The following is a 14,897-nucleotide window of genomic DNA, read 5'->3' on the forward strand; positions in this document are numbered from 1 at the left end:
CTATAGAGGAGGTTTCCGTGTCCGAGACTCCGCACCAGGTGAGCGAGGTGATGACGCGCACGGTGGTCGCTGTCGGCCGGGACGCGTCGTTCAAGGAAATGGTCAGGACCATGGGGCAGTGGAGAGTGAGCGCCATCCCGGTCCTGGAGGGCGAGGGCCGGGTGGTCGGGGTGGTCTCCGAGGCGGATCTGCTGCCCAAGGAGGAGTTCCGGGACAGCGACCCGGACCGATTCGAGCAGTTGCGGCGCCTCCCCGACCTCGCGAAGGCGGGGGCGGTGACGGCGGAGGAGCTGATGAGTGCCCCGGCGGTCACCGTTCACGCGGACGCCACCCTGGCCGAGGCGGCCCGGATCATGGCCGTCCGGCGGGTCAAACGGCTTCCCGTGGTCGACAGCGAGGGGATGTTGCAGGGCATCGTCAGCCGGGGTGATCTCCTGAAGGTCTTCCTGCGGCCGGACGAGGACATCGAGGAGGAGGTCCGCCGCACGGTGATCTCCTACCTCTTCCCCGGGGTGAGCCATGCCGTACACGTGCGGGTGGAGGAGGGCGTCGTCACGCTCGGCGGGCAGATCTCGAACGCCGCGATGATCCCGGTGGCCGCGCGTCTCATCCGGGCGGTGGAGGGGGTGGTGGACGTCGAGTGCCACTTCACCAGCGCCCGGCGAGCCGACGGGTGATCAGGGCAGGAGGTCGAGAATGTGGCGGGTCGGGCGGCGCGGTGTTCTGGGGCCCGGCGGGCCGTAGCCGAGGCGCAGCACCATGTGGACGTGTCCCGCCCCGGACACGGGGTCGCGCAGCGGCCAGCGCAGGTCGGGCCATTCGAGGGCCTGGGTGACGAAGGAGCCGGCCAGTCCCTCGCGGGTGGCGGTCAGCAGGACGCGTTCCATGGCCTGGCCCGCCCGCAGCCAGTCCGCCGCCTCGTCGCCCGGGGTGGCCAGCAGCGCCAGCTGAGGGGTGCTCTCGAAATCGGCGGATTCCCGGCCCGGGACCGGCCTGCCGCCCGCGAAGTCCCGCACGGGGGCCTTGCCGCCGCGCCGGCGCGGGCCGAAGGCGTCCGGAGGCACCCCCTCGCCGGCGGACCGCGGCGTCTCGGCGGAGAGCCCGGTCCAGTGGGTCAGGTCCTCGACGCTGCCCTGGTCGGTGAGGTTGCGCGCCTCGGCCTCCGAGGCCAGGTCCAGCACCGTCCGCAGATGCCATCCCGACGCGAAGGACAGCGACACGCCCTCCGCCCCGGCCGCCTCCCGGAGGGCGGCGCGCACCGGCTCGGGGATCTCGGTCTCGGCGAACGGGGACCGGCTGGTGTGCCGGGCGTGGACGGCCGGGTACAGCCCGGCCAGGTCGTCTTCGTCTCCGTCGCCGAGGGGACCGGCCAGTGACACGGCGGCGAGCAGCGTGGGGTCGTCGGGCTCGGGCAGGAGCCGGGTCGCCGGCCGCCGGCCCGTGTGGGCGGCCGCGACGCGCAGGTTCATCAGGGCGGCACCGCAGCCCAGGTGGAGGGCGCGCAGGTCCGCGTCGGAGTGCGGCAGGGTCCTCGCCAGGTCCGCGATCACCTGGAACACGCGGTCGCGGCGGAAGTACCGGAACCGCCAGGGCTGCGCGTTGTGCATCGACGGGGCGGCCGCCGCGTCGCGCACCAGATCCGTCACCTCCGCGTCGGAGAGCGGGCCCGCGCTCGCCCGCGCTTTCGCCCCCGGCCTGAGGCCGGAGGCTCCTGGCGCCGCGTCGGAGGGGTGGCCGATGTGGTGCACATGGGCGTCCGGCCCGGGGAACACGAGGGTCACGTGTCCGGAATCCGACCAGCGCACGTCATAGGGGGGCGTCCCGTCGGCGTGATGGATCCCGACGATCTCGCCGTCACGCCTGGTCGCACCCGTCGTAGGGCTTTCGACAATCAGTTGGTCGCCGACATGGGCACGCATCGGCATCCCCGCCTCTCCGTCCTTCCGTCTTTGTCCAGGGTTTCACGATCGGAGACCATTGGTATGGGCGAAATGTCCTTGGATGGGTACCCGATGGTCCTCATGCCGCGCAAAGTGGCGGGTGCGGGGGTCCGAGCGTGTCCGAAGGGAGCCGGGAGATGCACCACAGGACGGTCGGGGAACTCATGACCCGCAACGTGGTCCGGGCGCCGCGCGAGATGCCGTTCAAGGAGATCGTGGAACTCCTCGCGGAGAACGATGTCACCGCCGTACCGGTCGTGGACGCCTCGGACCGTCCGATCGGGGTGGTGTCCGAGGACGATCTGCTGCGCAAGTCCTCCGGCCAGGCCGATCCGTCCGGCCGGGTGCCGATTCCGCACCTGGAGGCCTGGGAGCGCGCGAAGACCGAGGGCACGAGGGCCGAGGAGCTGATGTCGGGTCCCGCGGTGTGCGCGCGTCCGGAGTGGACCGTGGTCGAGGCGGCCCGGCTGATGGCGGTCCAAGGAGTCAAGCGGCTCCCCGTGGTCGACGAGACCGACAAGCTGCTGGGCATCATCAGCCGCGGCGACCTGCTGCGGATCTTCCTCCGCCACGACGACGCGCTCCGCGAGGAGATCGAGCGCGACGTCCTGCGGCGGACCCTGCGGCTCGCCCCCTCCGCGGTGACGGCGGAGGTACGGGAGGGGGAGGTCACGCTGCGCGGCTCGGTGGAGAGCAGGAGCCTGATCCCCGTCATCGAACGGCTGTGCCGCAGCGTGGACGGGGTTGTCTCGGTCACCGAGCACATCGCGTACGCCACCGACGACACACACGGCTGACACGGCTGACACGGCTGACACCCGGACGACACGGATGACACGCGGATGACCGCTACGCGCGAGACGGAGCAACGCCATGGACGAACAAGTCGTGACCGTGGGCCTCGACGGCTCGCCGGAGAGCCTCGCCGCCGCCCGCTGGGCCGCCGACGAGGCGAAGCGCCGCGAACTCGCGCTGCGCCTGCTGCACGCGTGGGTCATGCTGTCCCCGCCCACGCCGGACAGCCCCGCGGCCGACGACCAGAACTACTGGGCGAAGAGGATCGTGCACGACGCGCGCACGGAACTCGGCCGCCGCCACCCGGATCTGCCCATCACCGAGGAACTGGTCGCCGAGGAGGCCGAGACCGCCCTGCTCGACGCGGCCGCCCGGTCCCGGATGCTGGTGCTCGGGTCGCGGGGGATGGAGCCCGTGGCGAGCTTCTTCCTCGGCGACATCAGCCTCTACGTGGTCGGCCGGGCCGAGCGGCCCGTGGTCCTGGTGCGCGCCGGCGAGGCGGATGAGGCACGGACCCCCGAGGCCCGCGAGCGGGACGTGGTGGTCGGGCTGAGCCTGCACGGCCCCCAGGACAACCTCCTCGAGTTCGCCTACGTCACCGCGTTCACCCGCGGTGTGCCCCTGCGCGCCGTCCACGGGACCGGCCTGCCAGTCCAGGCGTTCGTCCCCTGGGGCGTGGACCCCGGCATCGCCAAGGAACTCGCCGAGAAGGCGCAGCGGGAGCTGGACGAGGTGCTGCGGCCGTGGCGGGAGAAGTTCCCCCGCGTCCGGGTGATCGACGAGGTCCGGCTGGAGAGCCCGGCGCAGGCTGTCGTACGGGCGGCCGCCGGCAGCGGGCTGTTGATGATCGGCCGGCGCAGGCACCGGGCCGCCCTGGCGCCCCGGCTCGGCCCCGTGGTGCAGGCGGCGGTGCACCACGCGACGTGTCCGGTCGCCGTGATCCCCCACGAATGAGCGGGCCCCGCCGCACCCCCGCATCACAAGCCGTCATGAGCTGTCGCCGACACGGAACAGGGGTCGCGGTGGGCCGGAGGGCGCGCGGCCCCGGCTCACCGGCGGTGGCCGGGGCCCGGTCCGCCGGCGGTCCCCCGGGCGGCCCACCGACGTCGTACGGCGTCCTCGTGCTCGGCCTGTTCCAGGGCGAGGACGACCCGGGCGAGCGACTCCTCCAGCCGGGGGATCCAATGGCGGCGCAGGGCCCGGACCCTCCGCCGGGTGCGCGCCACCTCGTCTCCCACGAGCCGGGCGGCCGTCCGCGCCGCCGCGCACTCCGCGCCCGCCCGCAGCGCCTCGCGGTAGGCGGCTTCCGCGTGCGTCAAGGCGGTGTTGCGGGGAGCGGCGGCCTCGGGGGAGCGCTCCGGGACGCGGCACGCGGCGAGCGTGGGGTGGCGGACCCCCGTCGTCGACTCCTCGCCCCACGTGACCTCCGCGTCGCCGACCCCCTCGGCCGCCGTCCGGAGGCCGTGCTCGCCGCCCAGGAGGAGACCCCGAAGAAGCCAGGTCTCGGCGGCCCGCACCGAGTCCCGCCACGCGCGGGCACGCGTCTCCTCGGCCCGCAGCAACTCCTCGTGGCGCGACCGCAGGACGCGCAGTTTCCGCTCCAGGAGGTCGGCTCCGCGCAGCGCGACGTCCAGGCTGTGCCGCAGGCGCAGGCGGTCGGCGCGTGAGGGCGGTGTTCCCGGGGCGGTCGTCATTCCTCCGCTCCTTCGCGCTCGCCGCCGGCCGGCACGTCCCGGCCGCCGTGCGCGTCGAGCAGTGCGGTGGGCAGCAGCGCCAGCTCGCTTCGCGGAAGCGTGAGCAGCACCTGCCAGACGGCGTCCAGGGTCTGGTCCAACGGGCGCGCCTCGTCGCGGGGCTGAGCCACGAAACGGCGCCAGAACGCCTGGTCGAAGTCGAGATAGCGGCGGTCGGTCGGGCTCAGCGCCCCCTGCCCGACCAGGTCCGACAGCTCCCGGACCTGCCGTGCCCGGGAGAGCGCGGCCAGCGTCTGGGCCGCGACATCGAGGTGGTCCGGGCGGGTACGTCCGGGGCCGGCGCCCTTGCGCATCAGACGGGACAGCGAGGACAGGGCGTCCACCGGGGGGTACACCCCCAGGGCGTGCGGCTGCCGGGAGAGCACGATCTGGCCCTCGGTGATGTATCCCGTCAGGTCGGGCACCGGATGGGTGATGTCGCCCGCGGGCATGGTCAGCACGGGCAGGACCGTGACCGAGCCGCTCCGGCCGCGGATCCGTCCGCAGCGTTCGTACAGCGAGGCCAGGTCGCTGTAGAGATAGCCGGGGTAGGCGCGGCGGGCCGGGACCTCGCCGCGGGCCGCCGAGACCTCGCGCAGCGCCTCCGCGTAAGCGGTCATGTCGGTCATCACCACCAGCACGTGGTGTCCGCGGGCGAAGGCGAGGTGTTCGGCCACGGTCAGCGCGATGCGCGGGGTCAGGATCCGCTCGATCACGGGGTCGTCGGCGGTGTTGAGCAGCAGGACGAGTTCCCCCGCCGCGGCGCGCTCCTCCAGGGCGTCCCGTACGAAGGAGGCGTCCGCATGGGTCAGGCCCATCCCGGCGAACACCACGCTGAACGCCGCGCCGCCGACGGTGGACTGCGCGGCGATCTGGAGGGCTAGCTCCAGATGGGGCAGCCCGGCCACGGAGAACACCGGCAGCTTCTGCCCGCGCACCAGCGTGGTGAGCGCGTCGATGACACCGACGCCCGTGAGGACCGGATCCGACGGCGGCTCCCGCCGGACCGGGTTGATCGGCGTGCCGCCTACGGGCGCGCTCGCCCCGCCGAAAACCGGCGGGCCACCGTCCACCGGCTCGCCACGGCCGTTGCACGTCCGGCCCAGCCAGCCCGTCCCGACCGGGACGCGCAGCGGCTCGCCGGCGAAGGACACCCGAAGCCGCGCCGGGTCCATCCCGGAGGTGTCCTCGAGCACCTGGACCACGGCGAGTTCACGGTCCACCTCCAGCACCACGCCGTAGCGCCGCTCGCCCGAATCCAGGGTGATGCGCACGAACTCGTCCCAGCCCACCCCCGAGACCCCCGCCACGACGGCCAGCGGGCCGCGCAGCTCGCGCACCGCCGTGTACTCGACCTCGCTCCAGGCGGTCACCGCGGCTCCCCGAGCCGGTCCAGCATGGTCTGACGCCGCGCCTCCACCCCCTCGGTGTCGTGCGGCCCCACCTCCTCGCGGGCCCGGAGCACCGGGCCGAAGTCCACCGCCTCCACGGTGGCCGCCGGGACCCCCGAGGCGACGAGCTCACGGCAGCGGTCGACGGTCGCGAGCACGGCGTCGGCCAGCGCCGCGGCCTTGTCCGGCCCGCAGTAGGCGTCGTTGGCGGACAACGCGCTCTGCCGCAACACCCCCTCGCGCACCAGACGCCCGGCCAGGACGCCGACGCGTTCCGGATCGGGCAGTGCCGTGACGCCGACCAGGTCGACCAGATCGGCCAGCCGGTCGGCCTCGGCGAGCACCGCCGCGAGCCGGGCCCGCCGGTCGGCCCAGGCGGCGTCGCCCGCCGCGGCACGCCGCTCGGCGAGCACCGCGGCGTCGCGCGAGAACGACCCGGACCACGACAGCGCGGGGTAGTGGCGGGCGTAGGCGAGGTCGCGGTCCAGCGACCACACCGAGCGTACGAACCGCTCGGTGTGCGCGGTGACCGGCTCGGTCAGATCGCCGCCGGGCGGGGACACCGCCCCGATCATGGTGACCGAGCCCCGCTCGCCACCCAGCGTGACCACGGCCCCCGCGCGCTCGTAGAACGCCGCGATGGCCGACGCCAGGCCCGCCGGGTACCCCTCCTCGGCCGGCAGCGCGCCGGTGCGCGAGGCGAACTCGCGCAGCGCCTCCGCCCAGCGCGAGGTGGAATCGGCGATCACGACGACGTCGAGCCCCATGTCCCGGAAGTACTCGGCGACCGTGGCGCCCGTGTAGACGCTCGCCTCACGGGCCATCATCGGCATGTTGGAGGTGTTGGCGATGGTCACCGTCCGGTCGGCGAGCCGCCCGCCGGTGCGCGGGTCCTCCAGCGCGGCCAGCTCGGCGATGACGTCCGCCATCTCGTTGCCGCGCTCCCCGCAGCCGATGTAGACGATCACGTCCGCGTCGCACCACTTGGCGATCTGCTGCAGCAGCATCGTCTTGCCCGTGCCGAATCCGCCGGGGACGGCCACCGTGCTGCCGCGGGCGACGGGGAACAGCAGGTCGATCACGCGCTGTCCGGTGCCCAGCGCCTCGCGCTCGCCACCGCGCTCGCGCACCGGACGCGGCCGGCGGACCGGCCACGAGGCGCCGATCCGCACCTCGGCCCCGCCCACGACCGCCACCACCTCGTCCTGCCGGTACGCCCCCGCGGCGGCGACGCGCTCCACCACGCCGCCCACCCCCGGCGGCACGAGAACCCGCGAGCGGACCGGCCCGCCGTCCCGGATCTCCCCGACCACGCCGCCCTCCTCGATCCGTCCCCCCTCGCTCACCCCCGGCACGAAGGACCAGGTGCGCTCCGGGGTGGCGGGGCGGACGCTCCCGGGCCGGAGCCATTCCCCGCCGCCGGACAGCGGCCGCAGCAGACCGTCGAACACGCCGCCCAGCAGGCCGGGGCCGAGGGCGGCGGACAGCGGCGCGCCCAGGGGCCGCGCCGTGTCACCGGGCGCCAGACCACCGGTGTACTCGTAGGACTGCACGGTCACCACATCGCCGCCGATGGCCACCACCTCGCCGGGCAGCCCGGCCTCCCCGAGGGAGACGAGGTCGTACATGGCCGTTCCGCCGACGTACTCCACCTCGACCAGCGGTCCGGCGACCCGCAGGATCCGACACGGGCGAGCCGGACCCTCCGGGTGCCCCGGCCGCTCCGCCGCGGTGGCGGTCATGCCGACCACAGCGTCTCCACCTCCGCTCCGAGCCGGTCCACCGCGCGCGCGGTGAGGGCCTCCAGGGTGTAGTCGGCGCGCCGGTCGGCCAGCCGGGCCACCACCCCTCCGCCGGGGGCCTCGGTGACCTCGGTGTCCGGGCCCAGCACCCGTCGGGCGCGGGAGCGCAACAGGCCGAGGTCGGCCGGGCGGGTTGTGGCGTCCCACGCCTCCCGGACGCGTGCGAGGGCCCGGGAGCGCAGATCCTCGTAGATCCGGCCACGTGTGGCCAGCTCCCGGGCGCGGGCCGTGCCGCGGGCGCGGGCCCGTATGCCGCGGGCGGCCGCCGCGCCGTCCCGCTCGCCCTGCCGGCGGGCATCCTCCAGCAGCGACCGCGCCCGGTCGCGCGCCTCGGCGATCAGCGCCCCGGCCTCCCGGTCCGCACGGTCCAGCAGCTCCCGGGCCTCGGCGGCGGCCGCGCTCAGCAGCGCGGTGCGCACGGGGGCGAGGGCGGCCTCCGCCTGGTGGGGGAGCGGCTGTGTCACGACGGCATCACCACGGTGAGCGGGCGGGTGCCCGCCCCGAGCGCGGGGCCGAGCGCGTCGGCCGCCGCGGGCGTCAGGATCACCAGGGTCACGTCGGGCGGCAGGCCCCGCCACGCGTCGCGGACCGCGCGCGGCTCCTCGGCGGCCACGACGGTGACTCCGGCCAGGGCCAGCCCGGCCACTCGGCTACGCTCCCCGACGGCCGCCACGCGTCCCACCGTCACGCCTTTCCGATCAGGATGATGGCGATCACCAGGCCGTAGATCGCGATGCCCTCGGCGAGGCCGACGATCACCATGGCGCGGCCGAAGAGCTCGGGGCGCTCGCTGAGCGCCGCCACCGCGGCGGCACCGGTGTAGGCGACGGCGATCGCCGCCCCCAGGGACGCCCCGGCGACCGAGATCGCCGCGCCGATCAGCGCCGCGGACCCGGAGCCCGTCGTCGGGGCCGCCGCGGCCACGGGGGCGGCGGCCTGTGCGGACCGGCCGTCGAGCGCCACCACCAGGAGCGCCAGGGCGGCCGCGAACAGCAGGGCGTTCGCGGCGAGCACCCAGCGCAGGGCCGTGCGGCCACGGCGTACGGTCAGTCGGCGCAGTCCCGCGGCGACCACGGCGACGAGGGGCAGGGCGATGAGCCAGGCGATCACAGGGCCTCCTTGTCCGGCGCGTCCCGCCGAGGCGCTGTCGCCGCGACGCCCCCGCCGTTCGGCCCGCCGTCCAGCACGGGGAGCCGCCAGGGGCGGAAGGGACGGCCTTGGGCCTCGAAGACGCGGGAGAACAGCTCGTAGAACTCGAGACGCAGCGCCTGCACCCCGGCGACCAGCGCCTCGAGCGCGAAGGCGAGCGCGTTGCCGACGACGAACAGCACGGCGGCGGCCACCAGCGCCGCCTGGCCCGCGCGCGCCAGCGCCGTGGTGCCCTGCCACACGATCGCCCCCAGCGCGGCATGCGTGAGCCCGAAGGCCGCGAGCCGTGCGAAGGAGACGACGTTCGACCCGATGCGCAGCACCCCGTCGAAGAGCTGGACACCGACCTGGACCACTCCGCCCGGACCGCCACCGGTCACGGCGAACAGCCCCCAGCTCGCCAGGACGAGGCCCGCGCCCGCGATCGTGGCCCCGGCGAACAGCACACCGGCGCGGCTCAGCCACAGTGCGCCGCCCATCACCGCGAGCCCCAGGTAGAGCATCGCCCCGGCGACGCCGGACAGCGCGTACAGGGCGCCCGACGGCCCGCTTTCCCGCCAGCGGTTGACGATCCCCGCCCCGTACGCGACGGCCAGCAGCACGGCGCCGAGACCCACGGCGGCGGCCATCAGCCGCAGGGGGTCGTGCAGCGGGTTCAGCCACAGCGCCGGGAGCACCCCGGTCGGACCGAAGAACTCCCCGTAGGCGATGCCCGCCAGGGTGCTGGTCACCCCGGCCCCGACGACGAACGGCCACAGGCCGCGCAGCGGCCTTGCCCGGCGGGGACGGCCGAGCCGCAGCGACAGCCCGGCGAGGAGCAGCAGCGCCCCGTGCCCGGCGTCGCCGAACATCACCCCGAACATCACCACGTAGACGACGCCCGCGGGCACGCTGGGGTCCAGGTCCGCGTACGGCACCGTCCCGTATGTGCGCACCAGACCGGCGAACGAGCGTCGCACCGCGCCGGTGCCACGCAGCAGGGTGGGAGGGTCGACGCCACGCGGCGTGCGCAGGGGAACCAGCGAGCCTCCCGCCGGGGCGAGACGCTCGGCGGTCGCCGAGACGTCCGCGGCGGGACACCAGCCGGCCAGTGCCGCCACGGCGCCCTGCCGTACCGCGCCGCCGAGACGCTCCTCGAGTTGCGCCTCGCCGGCCAGCAGATCGGTGCGGCCCGCTCGCTCCAGCGCGTCGAGATCGGGCGGAGCGGCACTGAGCACGGCGCCTCCCGGCTCGGTTCGGGCGGCCCGCAGCCGGCGGGTGGCGGAGCCCGGCGCGGTGCGGGGCGCGTGTGCCCCGCCGCCGTCGGCGGAGTCGATCTCGACGCGGCCGGCCTCGGCGACCCGCACCAGGACGTCCCGCAGCGCGGCACACGGGGCGACGATCGCCACCCGCCGCATCCGGACCGGGACCATCGGCTCAGGCCGGAGCATCGAATGCCTCCCACCGGCCACCGCCCCGGGCGGCCAGCTCGAGCGCGCCTCGCGCCCGCCACGCGTCCGCGGAGAGCACCGCCGCGGCGCCGACCACCGGCGCGCGGCCCAGCCGGGCTCCGTGCGTCAGGCCCCGTCCGTCCTCGGCGAGCCGGTGCCACCACCGCCATTCGGCCCGCCACAGCTCGCCCGGTCCTTCGACCCCGGCCACGGCCCACCGCGCGGCGGGCGGCAGGCGCCGCTGGAAGTCGGGATACGACGACGCGGCCATGGCGTCCGTACCCAGCAACCGCCCCGCCCGCAGGCCGGACGCGCGCGGGAGCGAGCGGCGGGCGACGAACGTCTCGCGCCCGACCAGCAGCGCGAGCCGCCCCGCCGCCCAGCGCGCGGCCTCCGGGACGGCCGTCGCCGTGCGCACCGCGGCCGAGACCCGCATGCCGACCGCCACCGCCGCGGGGGTGGCGGCCCCCGGGTCACCCCAGGCGGAGGCGGCCAGCGCGGCCCGCAGCTCCTGGGGCGAGCCGGTGGAGGCCAGCCGGGGCCAGGCCGTCGCCAGCGTGCCCAGCCGGTACGGCGGCCGCGGCGGCCCGCCGTCCGTCAGCGCCCGCAGATGGTCTTCCGCGTTGGAGATCTCGAACCCGCAGGCGAGCAGCCGGAGGGCGGTCACACCGCTCGGCGGCTGCCACCCGGCCAGCACCCGCAGATGCCACACCAGGGTTTCCGCCACCGCCCGCTGGGCCTCGGCGACAGACGCCTCGGACGGCAGGTCGTGGCCGTAGGCCGAGGCGCTCAGGTACCGCACGGCGGCGTCCAGACCCGGGGCCGAGGCCACCTCCCCGGCCCGCTCCGCACCGAGCGCGCGGGAGAGCATGGCCCTCGCCCGCGTCACCCCCGCCACCCATCCGGCGCCCATCACGGGCCCCGCTCCGGCGGGCCCCCGTCGGCACCTCGCGCCGGGGCCCTTCCGGCCACCGGCGGCCCGGATGCCTCGATGTCCTCGATCACCAGGCGCGCCACCCGGTCCAGGAGAGCGGGCATCCGGGCCCGGGCCCGGGCACGGGTCGCGGCCGCGTCCCGCTCCGCGGTGGCGAGGAGCTCCGCCGCCTCGGCCTCGGCGGCTCGGCGGGCCCGGTCCGCGGCCTCGGCCCGCACCTCGCCGGCCCGCGCCCGGGCCTGCCCCACGATCGCCTCCGCCTGTCGCTCGGCGTCCCGCCGCTTCGCCGCCGCCGCGCGGGCGGCCTCCTCACGGATGCGCCGCGCCTCGGCCTCCGCCGCCTCCAGATGGGACAGCGGAGGCGCCAGCTCGGCGGCGAGTTCGGCGGCGCGGTCCGCCGGGACGCCGCCGGGCGCCGCCCGGCCCGGCGAACCCACCGGACGGAACCGCAGCAGGAAATCCCGGAATCCGGCCACGCGCGCTCCTCACGGTTCGCCGCCTTTCCCCAAGTGTCCGCACCCGGAGCCGTTCTGTCGCGCCGGGCCGGCTCGTCCACGGGGGCTCGGCCACCGTCACGGGCGGTCCGGCACGACGGCCACCGGACACGCGCAGTGGTGCAGAACGGCGTGGCTGACCCGGCCGAGCTGCAGACCGGTGTGGTCGGGGCGGCGGAGGGCCCCGACCACCAGCAGGTCGGCATGCTCCGACAGGTCCAGCAGCACCCGGTGCGCGGGCCCCTCGACCACATCGCGGTGGCAGACGATCCCGTCCCGCTCACCCTCGACCCGGCCCAGCACCTCGCCGAGGACGCTCGCCGCCTGGTCCTCGTAGAGCAGGGTGGTGGCCTCCTGCGTGTGCAGCGGCCGGCCCGCGTGCCGCTCCGCCGGGCACAGCCAGGTCCGTACGGCCCGCACTTCGGCGTGGCGGGTCCGCGCCTCGGCGAAGGCGAACCGCGCCGCCGCCGAGCCCTCCGCGGGATCGCCGATCGCCAGGAGGACACGGCCGAAGGCCCCCGCGCGGTTCCGCTCCCCGCCGCGGACCACGACCACCGGGCACGGGGCGCGCGCCGCCACCGCCAGGCTGACCGAACCGAGGAGCGACCCGGCGAGCTCGCCCGCGCCGCGCGCGCCCGTGACCACGGCGAACGCCTCACGGCTGGCCGCCAGCAGCGCGGTCACGGTGTCCTCGGCCACCGCCTCGCCGCAGGCCTTGACGTCCGGGTCGCGCAGCGCCGCGCGTTCCGTGGCGGACGCGGCGATCCGCTCGGCCAGGATCTCCGCGGAGGGCGGGCGGCCGGTGTCGAAGTAGGGGAGGCTCCCCTCGTACCGGTCCCAGCGGGAGGCGTGGATCAGGCGCAGGGGCAGCCCGTGGCGCGCCGCCTCGTCCACGGCCCAGTCCACCGCCTGGAGACTCGACTCCGATCCGTCGACGCCCACGACCAGCGAGAGCGACATCGTCCCCACCGCCTTCCTGCGGCCGGTTCATCCGCTTCGGGTGCTTCCTGTGTCCACCGTGGCACCGGCCGGGCTCGCCCGGACGGGCGGACCGGCCCTCGGGCGGGACTGGTCGGCCCTTCCGCTCGGGGCGGCGCGGTGGTGTGATGGAAGTGGCACCGAGGGCGACAAGAGACACGGAGAAGCGGTCCACAACCGCGCACCGTGCAATCAGGGCCCACGAGAAGCGGGCAGCCCTCGGCGCTGTAGTGCGTTCGGGGCCCGTGAGGCGTGCCATGGGGCAGGGCCTCGGACACGGGCCCGCAAGGCATGCCGTCTGGGCCGTCTGGCCCGCAAGGCATGCCGTCCGGATCGTCTGGGCCATCTGGGGTCATCCCTTGACCACGCCGAGGGGGACCAGCCGGGCCACCGCCCTGGCGAGCCCGGCGCCTTCGGTGGCGGCGACCACCGCGTCGACGTCCTTGTAGGCGGCGGGGGTCTCCTCGGCGAGCCCGCGCCACGACGACGGCCGGACGGCGATGCCCCGGGACTCCAGCTCCTCGCGCAGCTGTTGGCCACGGACCTGGCGCAGCGCCTGGTGGCGGCTCCACACCCGGCCCGCGCCGTGGCAGGCGGACGCGAAGGCGTCGTTCCCGGGGGTGCCGACCATCACGTACGAGGCGGTGCCCATGGTGCCGGGCACCAGGACGGGCTGCCCGGCCTCGGCGAGGTCCTCCGGCAGGTCGGGGCAGCCGGGCGGGAGGGCCAGGGTGGCGCCCTTGCGGTGGACGCACAGCCGGCGCGGCACGCCCTCCACCTTGTGGGTCTCGAGCTTGGCCATGTTGTGGGACACGTCGTACACCAGGTCGAGGCCGGCCCGGGTGGCCGAGGCGAACGCCCGGCGCGCGGCCTCGGTGAGCAGTTGCCGGTTGGCGCGCCCGTAGTTGGCCGCGGCCGCCATCGCGCCGAGGTAGGCCCGGCCGGGCGGCGAAGCGACGGGGGCGCAGGCCAGCTGGCGGTCCGGGAGGCCGAAGGCGCCGGTGTACGGTGAGCGGTCCATGACCCGTACGTGGTCGGCGCACACCTGGTGGCCCAGGCCGCGTGAACCGCAGTGGATCATCACGCACACCTGGCCGGGGCGCAGACCGAAGGCGGCGGCCGCCCCGGGGTCGTACACCCGGTCCACGGCCTGGACCTCCAGGAAGTGGTTGCCCGAGCCCAGGCTGCCCACCTGCTCCAGCCCCCGGTCCACGGCCCGCTGCCCGACCTGGGACGGATCGGCCCCGGCCAGGCTCCCGTGGTCCTCGCAGCGGGCCAGGTCGCGGGGTGTGCCATGGCCGCGCTCGACGGCGTACCCGGCGCCGTGGGCGAGGAGTTCCTCCATCTCCGCGCGCCCGGACAGCCGCCACAGGCCGCCGCGCCCCGCGCCGCGCGGAATGGTGTCGCCGAGGATGTCCATCAGTCGCCGCAGGCGCGGAGCCAGCTCCGCCCGCTCGAGGTCGGCGGCCAGCAGCCGGACGCCACAGGAGATGTCGAACCCCACCCCGCCGGGCGAGATCACCCCGCCGGTGTCGATGTCCGTGGCGGCGACCCCGCCGATCGGGAAGCCGTAACCCCAGTGCACATCGGGCATGGCGAAGGAGGCGCGGACGACGCCGGGCAGTGTCGCCACGTTCACCACCTGCTCCAGTGCCCGGTCCCCGACCGCCTGCGGCAGCAGTTGCCGGCTGGCGAAGACGACGCCGGGCACGCTCATCCGGCCCCGCGGGTCGATGCGGAAGCGGAACGGGCTCTCCTCCGTCACCGTGATGTCCATGCCGGCCGTCCTCGTCACACGTCGAGTGTCACCGCGCACCGCCACCCGTCGGGGCCGGGGCCGAAACGCAGATCATGGAGGGTGACCGCCTTCAGCGCGGCCCCCGTCGCGGGGAGCGACCGGGTGTCCGCCATGTGCAGTCCGGCCCGCAGCCCGCCCGGGACGGTGGTCAGCTCCACCTCGACCGGGATCTCGTCCGCGGTGTCGAGCCAGTAGATGACCTCGTCCAGGAGATCCGCCAACAGGTCCTCGTCCGTGTCCGCCCGCAGCACGACCTCCCGCCTGCGGACACCTGCCGCGCCCGCCAGGTCGAGGCACGACGCCAGCACGCCCCGGACCGCCTGCGCCAGGCACTCCTCGCGGGTGGGGGCCCACGCCTCCACCCGGAGGTCCGCGGTGTGCGGAACACCGCGGTAACCCCCGCGCCGCGTGGCGTCCTGCGGCGGCATCCGGCTCACCTCTCTGACGCGTGGG

16 protein-coding genes are annotated in these 14,897 nt (G+C 75.7%); 3 read left to right on the plus strand and 13 right to left on the minus strand.

Annotated features, from left to right (window positions below):
- Positions 1 to 17: 17 nt before the first annotated feature.
- Positions 18 to 677, plus strand: coding sequence for a CBS domain-containing protein (locus tag ABFY07_RS31715; RefSeq protein ID WP_346177796.1), 660 nt, complete (start codon positions 18 to 20; stop codon positions 675 to 677).
- On the opposite strand, the gene ABFY07_RS31720 is transcribed toward ABFY07_RS31715, so the two are convergent.
- Entirely contained in the window at positions 678 to 1,925 is a 1,248-nt protein-coding gene (locus ABFY07_RS31720; RefSeq protein WP_346177797.1) for an Acg family FMN-binding oxidoreductase, read from the minus strand.
- 152 nt (positions 1,926 to 2,077) lie between these two features.
- Here ABFY07_RS31720 and ABFY07_RS31725 point away from each other — a divergent pair, with 152 nt between their 5' ends.
- Both ABFY07_RS31725 and ABFY07_RS31730 read left to right on the plus strand, forming a co-directional pair.
- A complete protein-coding gene (locus tag ABFY07_RS31725; RefSeq protein ID WP_346177798.1) occupies positions 2,078 to 2,737 on the plus strand; it encodes a CBS domain-containing protein in 660 nt (219 codons plus the stop codon).
- A 76-nt stretch (positions 2,738 to 2,813) separates the two neighbouring features.
- Entirely contained in the window at positions 2,814 to 3,689 is an 876-nt protein-coding gene (locus tag ABFY07_RS31730; RefSeq protein WP_346177799.1) for a universal stress protein, read from the plus strand.
- A 95-nt stretch (positions 3,690 to 3,784) separates the two neighbouring features.
- Here the strand turns inward: ABFY07_RS31730 and ABFY07_RS31735 are convergent, their stop codons facing one another.
- From ABFY07_RS31735 to ABFY07_RS31790, 12 genes are all read right to left on the minus strand, one after another.
- On the minus strand, positions 3,785 to 4,429 hold the full coding sequence (locus ABFY07_RS31735; protein ID WP_346177800.1) for a V-type ATP synthase subunit D: 645 nt from the start codon (positions 4,427 to 4,429) through the stop codon (positions 3,785 to 3,787).
- On the minus strand, positions 4,426 to 5,841 hold the full coding sequence (locus tag ABFY07_RS31740) for a V-type ATP synthase subunit B (protein WP_346177801.1): 1,416 nt from the start codon (positions 5,839 to 5,841) through the stop codon (positions 4,426 to 4,428). The genes ABFY07_RS31735 and ABFY07_RS31740 overlap by 4 nt, the downstream gene beginning before the upstream one ends.
- Positions 5,838 to 7,601: a V-type ATP synthase subunit A gene (locus ABFY07_RS31745; protein ID WP_346177802.1), complete on the minus strand. Its 1,764-nt coding sequence runs from the start codon at positions 7,599 to 7,601 to the stop codon at positions 5,838 to 5,840. Before ABFY07_RS31745 ends, ABFY07_RS31740 begins: the two co-directional genes overlap by 4 nt.
- Positions 7,598 to 8,125, minus strand: coding sequence for a hypothetical protein (locus tag ABFY07_RS31750; protein ID WP_346177803.1), 528 nt, complete (start codon positions 8,123 to 8,125; stop codon positions 7,598 to 7,600). Before ABFY07_RS31750 ends, ABFY07_RS31745 begins: the two co-directional genes overlap by 4 nt.
- On the minus strand, positions 8,122 to 8,334 hold the full coding sequence (locus ABFY07_RS31755) for a hypothetical protein (protein ID WP_346177804.1): 213 nt from the start codon (positions 8,332 to 8,334) through the stop codon (positions 8,122 to 8,124). The genes ABFY07_RS31750 and ABFY07_RS31755 overlap by 4 nt, the downstream gene beginning before the upstream one ends.
- An 11-nt stretch (positions 8,335 to 8,345) precedes the next feature.
- Positions 8,346 to 8,771: an ATP synthase subunit C gene (locus ABFY07_RS31760; RefSeq protein WP_346177805.1), complete on the minus strand. Its 426-nt coding sequence runs from the start codon at positions 8,769 to 8,771 to the stop codon at positions 8,346 to 8,348.
- Positions 8,768 to 10,240: a V-type ATPase 116kDa subunit family protein gene (locus tag ABFY07_RS31765; protein WP_346177806.1), complete on the minus strand. Its 1,473-nt coding sequence runs from the start codon at positions 10,238 to 10,240 to the stop codon at positions 8,768 to 8,770. Before ABFY07_RS31765 ends, ABFY07_RS31760 begins: the two co-directional genes overlap by 4 nt.
- The gene (locus ABFY07_RS31770) at positions 10,227 to 11,153 is read right to left on the minus strand and encodes a V-type ATPase subunit (RefSeq protein WP_346177807.1); all 927 of its coding nucleotides are present in this window, start codon (positions 11,151 to 11,153) and stop codon (positions 10,227 to 10,229) included. The genes ABFY07_RS31765 and ABFY07_RS31770 overlap by 14 nt, the downstream gene beginning before the upstream one ends.
- Positions 11,153 to 11,650, minus strand: coding sequence for a hypothetical protein (locus tag ABFY07_RS31775; RefSeq protein ID WP_346177808.1), 498 nt, complete (start codon positions 11,648 to 11,650; stop codon positions 11,153 to 11,155). Before ABFY07_RS31775 ends, ABFY07_RS31770 begins: the two co-directional genes overlap by 1 nt.
- 96 nt (positions 11,651 to 11,746) lie before the next feature.
- The gene (locus ABFY07_RS31780; protein WP_346177809.1) at positions 11,747 to 12,628 is read right to left on the minus strand and encodes a universal stress protein; all 882 of its coding nucleotides are present in this window, start codon (positions 12,626 to 12,628) and stop codon (positions 11,747 to 11,749) included.
- Between the two features lie 370 nt (positions 12,629 to 12,998).
- Positions 12,999 to 14,441 carry an RtcB family protein gene (locus ABFY07_RS31785; RefSeq protein WP_346177810.1) on the minus strand — a complete coding sequence of 481 codons (1,443 nt, stop codon included), beginning with the start codon at positions 14,439 to 14,441 and terminating at the stop codon, positions 12,999 to 13,001.
- A complete protein-coding gene (locus tag ABFY07_RS31790; protein WP_346177811.1) occupies positions 14,438 to 14,872 on the minus strand; it encodes an archease in 435 nt (144 codons plus the stop codon). Before ABFY07_RS31790 ends, ABFY07_RS31785 begins: the two co-directional genes overlap by 4 nt.
- Positions 14,873 to 14,897: the final 25 nt, after the last annotated feature.

It is taken from the genome of Streptomyces sparsogenes subsp. cuspidosporus, from assembly GCF_039532705.1.
In the GTDB taxonomy this organism is placed as follows: Bacteria; Actinomycetota; Actinomycetes; order Streptomycetales; family Streptomycetaceae; genus Streptomyces; species Streptomyces sparsogenes.

Coding starts and splice junctions, on each gene's coding strand:
- ABFY07_RS31745 (WP_346177802.1), bottom strand. CDS start 7,601: ATGACCGCCACCGCGGCGGAGCGGCCGGGGCACCCGGAGGGTCCGGCT.
- ABFY07_RS31765 (WP_346177806.1), bottom strand. CDS start 10,240: ATGCTCCGGCCTGAGCCGATGGTCCCGGTCCGGATGCGGCGGGTGGCG.
- ABFY07_RS31735 (WP_346177800.1), bottom strand. CDS start 4,429: ATGACGACCGCCCCGGGAACACCGCCCTCACGCGCCGACCGCCTGCGC.
- ABFY07_RS31790 (WP_346177811.1), bottom strand. CDS start 14,872: ATGCCGCCGCAGGACGCCACGCGGCGCGGGGGTTACCGCGGTGTTCCG.
- ABFY07_RS31770 (WP_346177807.1), bottom strand. CDS start 11,153: ATGGGCGCCGGATGGGTGGCGGGGGTGACGCGGGCGAGGGCCATGCTC.
- ABFY07_RS31720 (WP_346177797.1), bottom strand. CDS start 1,925: ATGCCGATGCGTGCCCATGTCGGCGACCAACTGATTGTCGAAAGCCCT.
- ABFY07_RS31725 (WP_346177798.1), top strand. CDS start 2,078: ATGCACCACAGGACGGTCGGGGAACTCATGACCCGCAACGTGGTCCGG.
- ABFY07_RS31780 (WP_346177809.1), bottom strand. CDS start 12,628: ATGTCGCTCTCGCTGGTCGTGGGCGTCGACGGATCGGAGTCGAGTCTC.
- ABFY07_RS31730 (WP_346177799.1), top strand. CDS start 2,814: ATGGACGAACAAGTCGTGACCGTGGGCCTCGACGGCTCGCCGGAGAGC.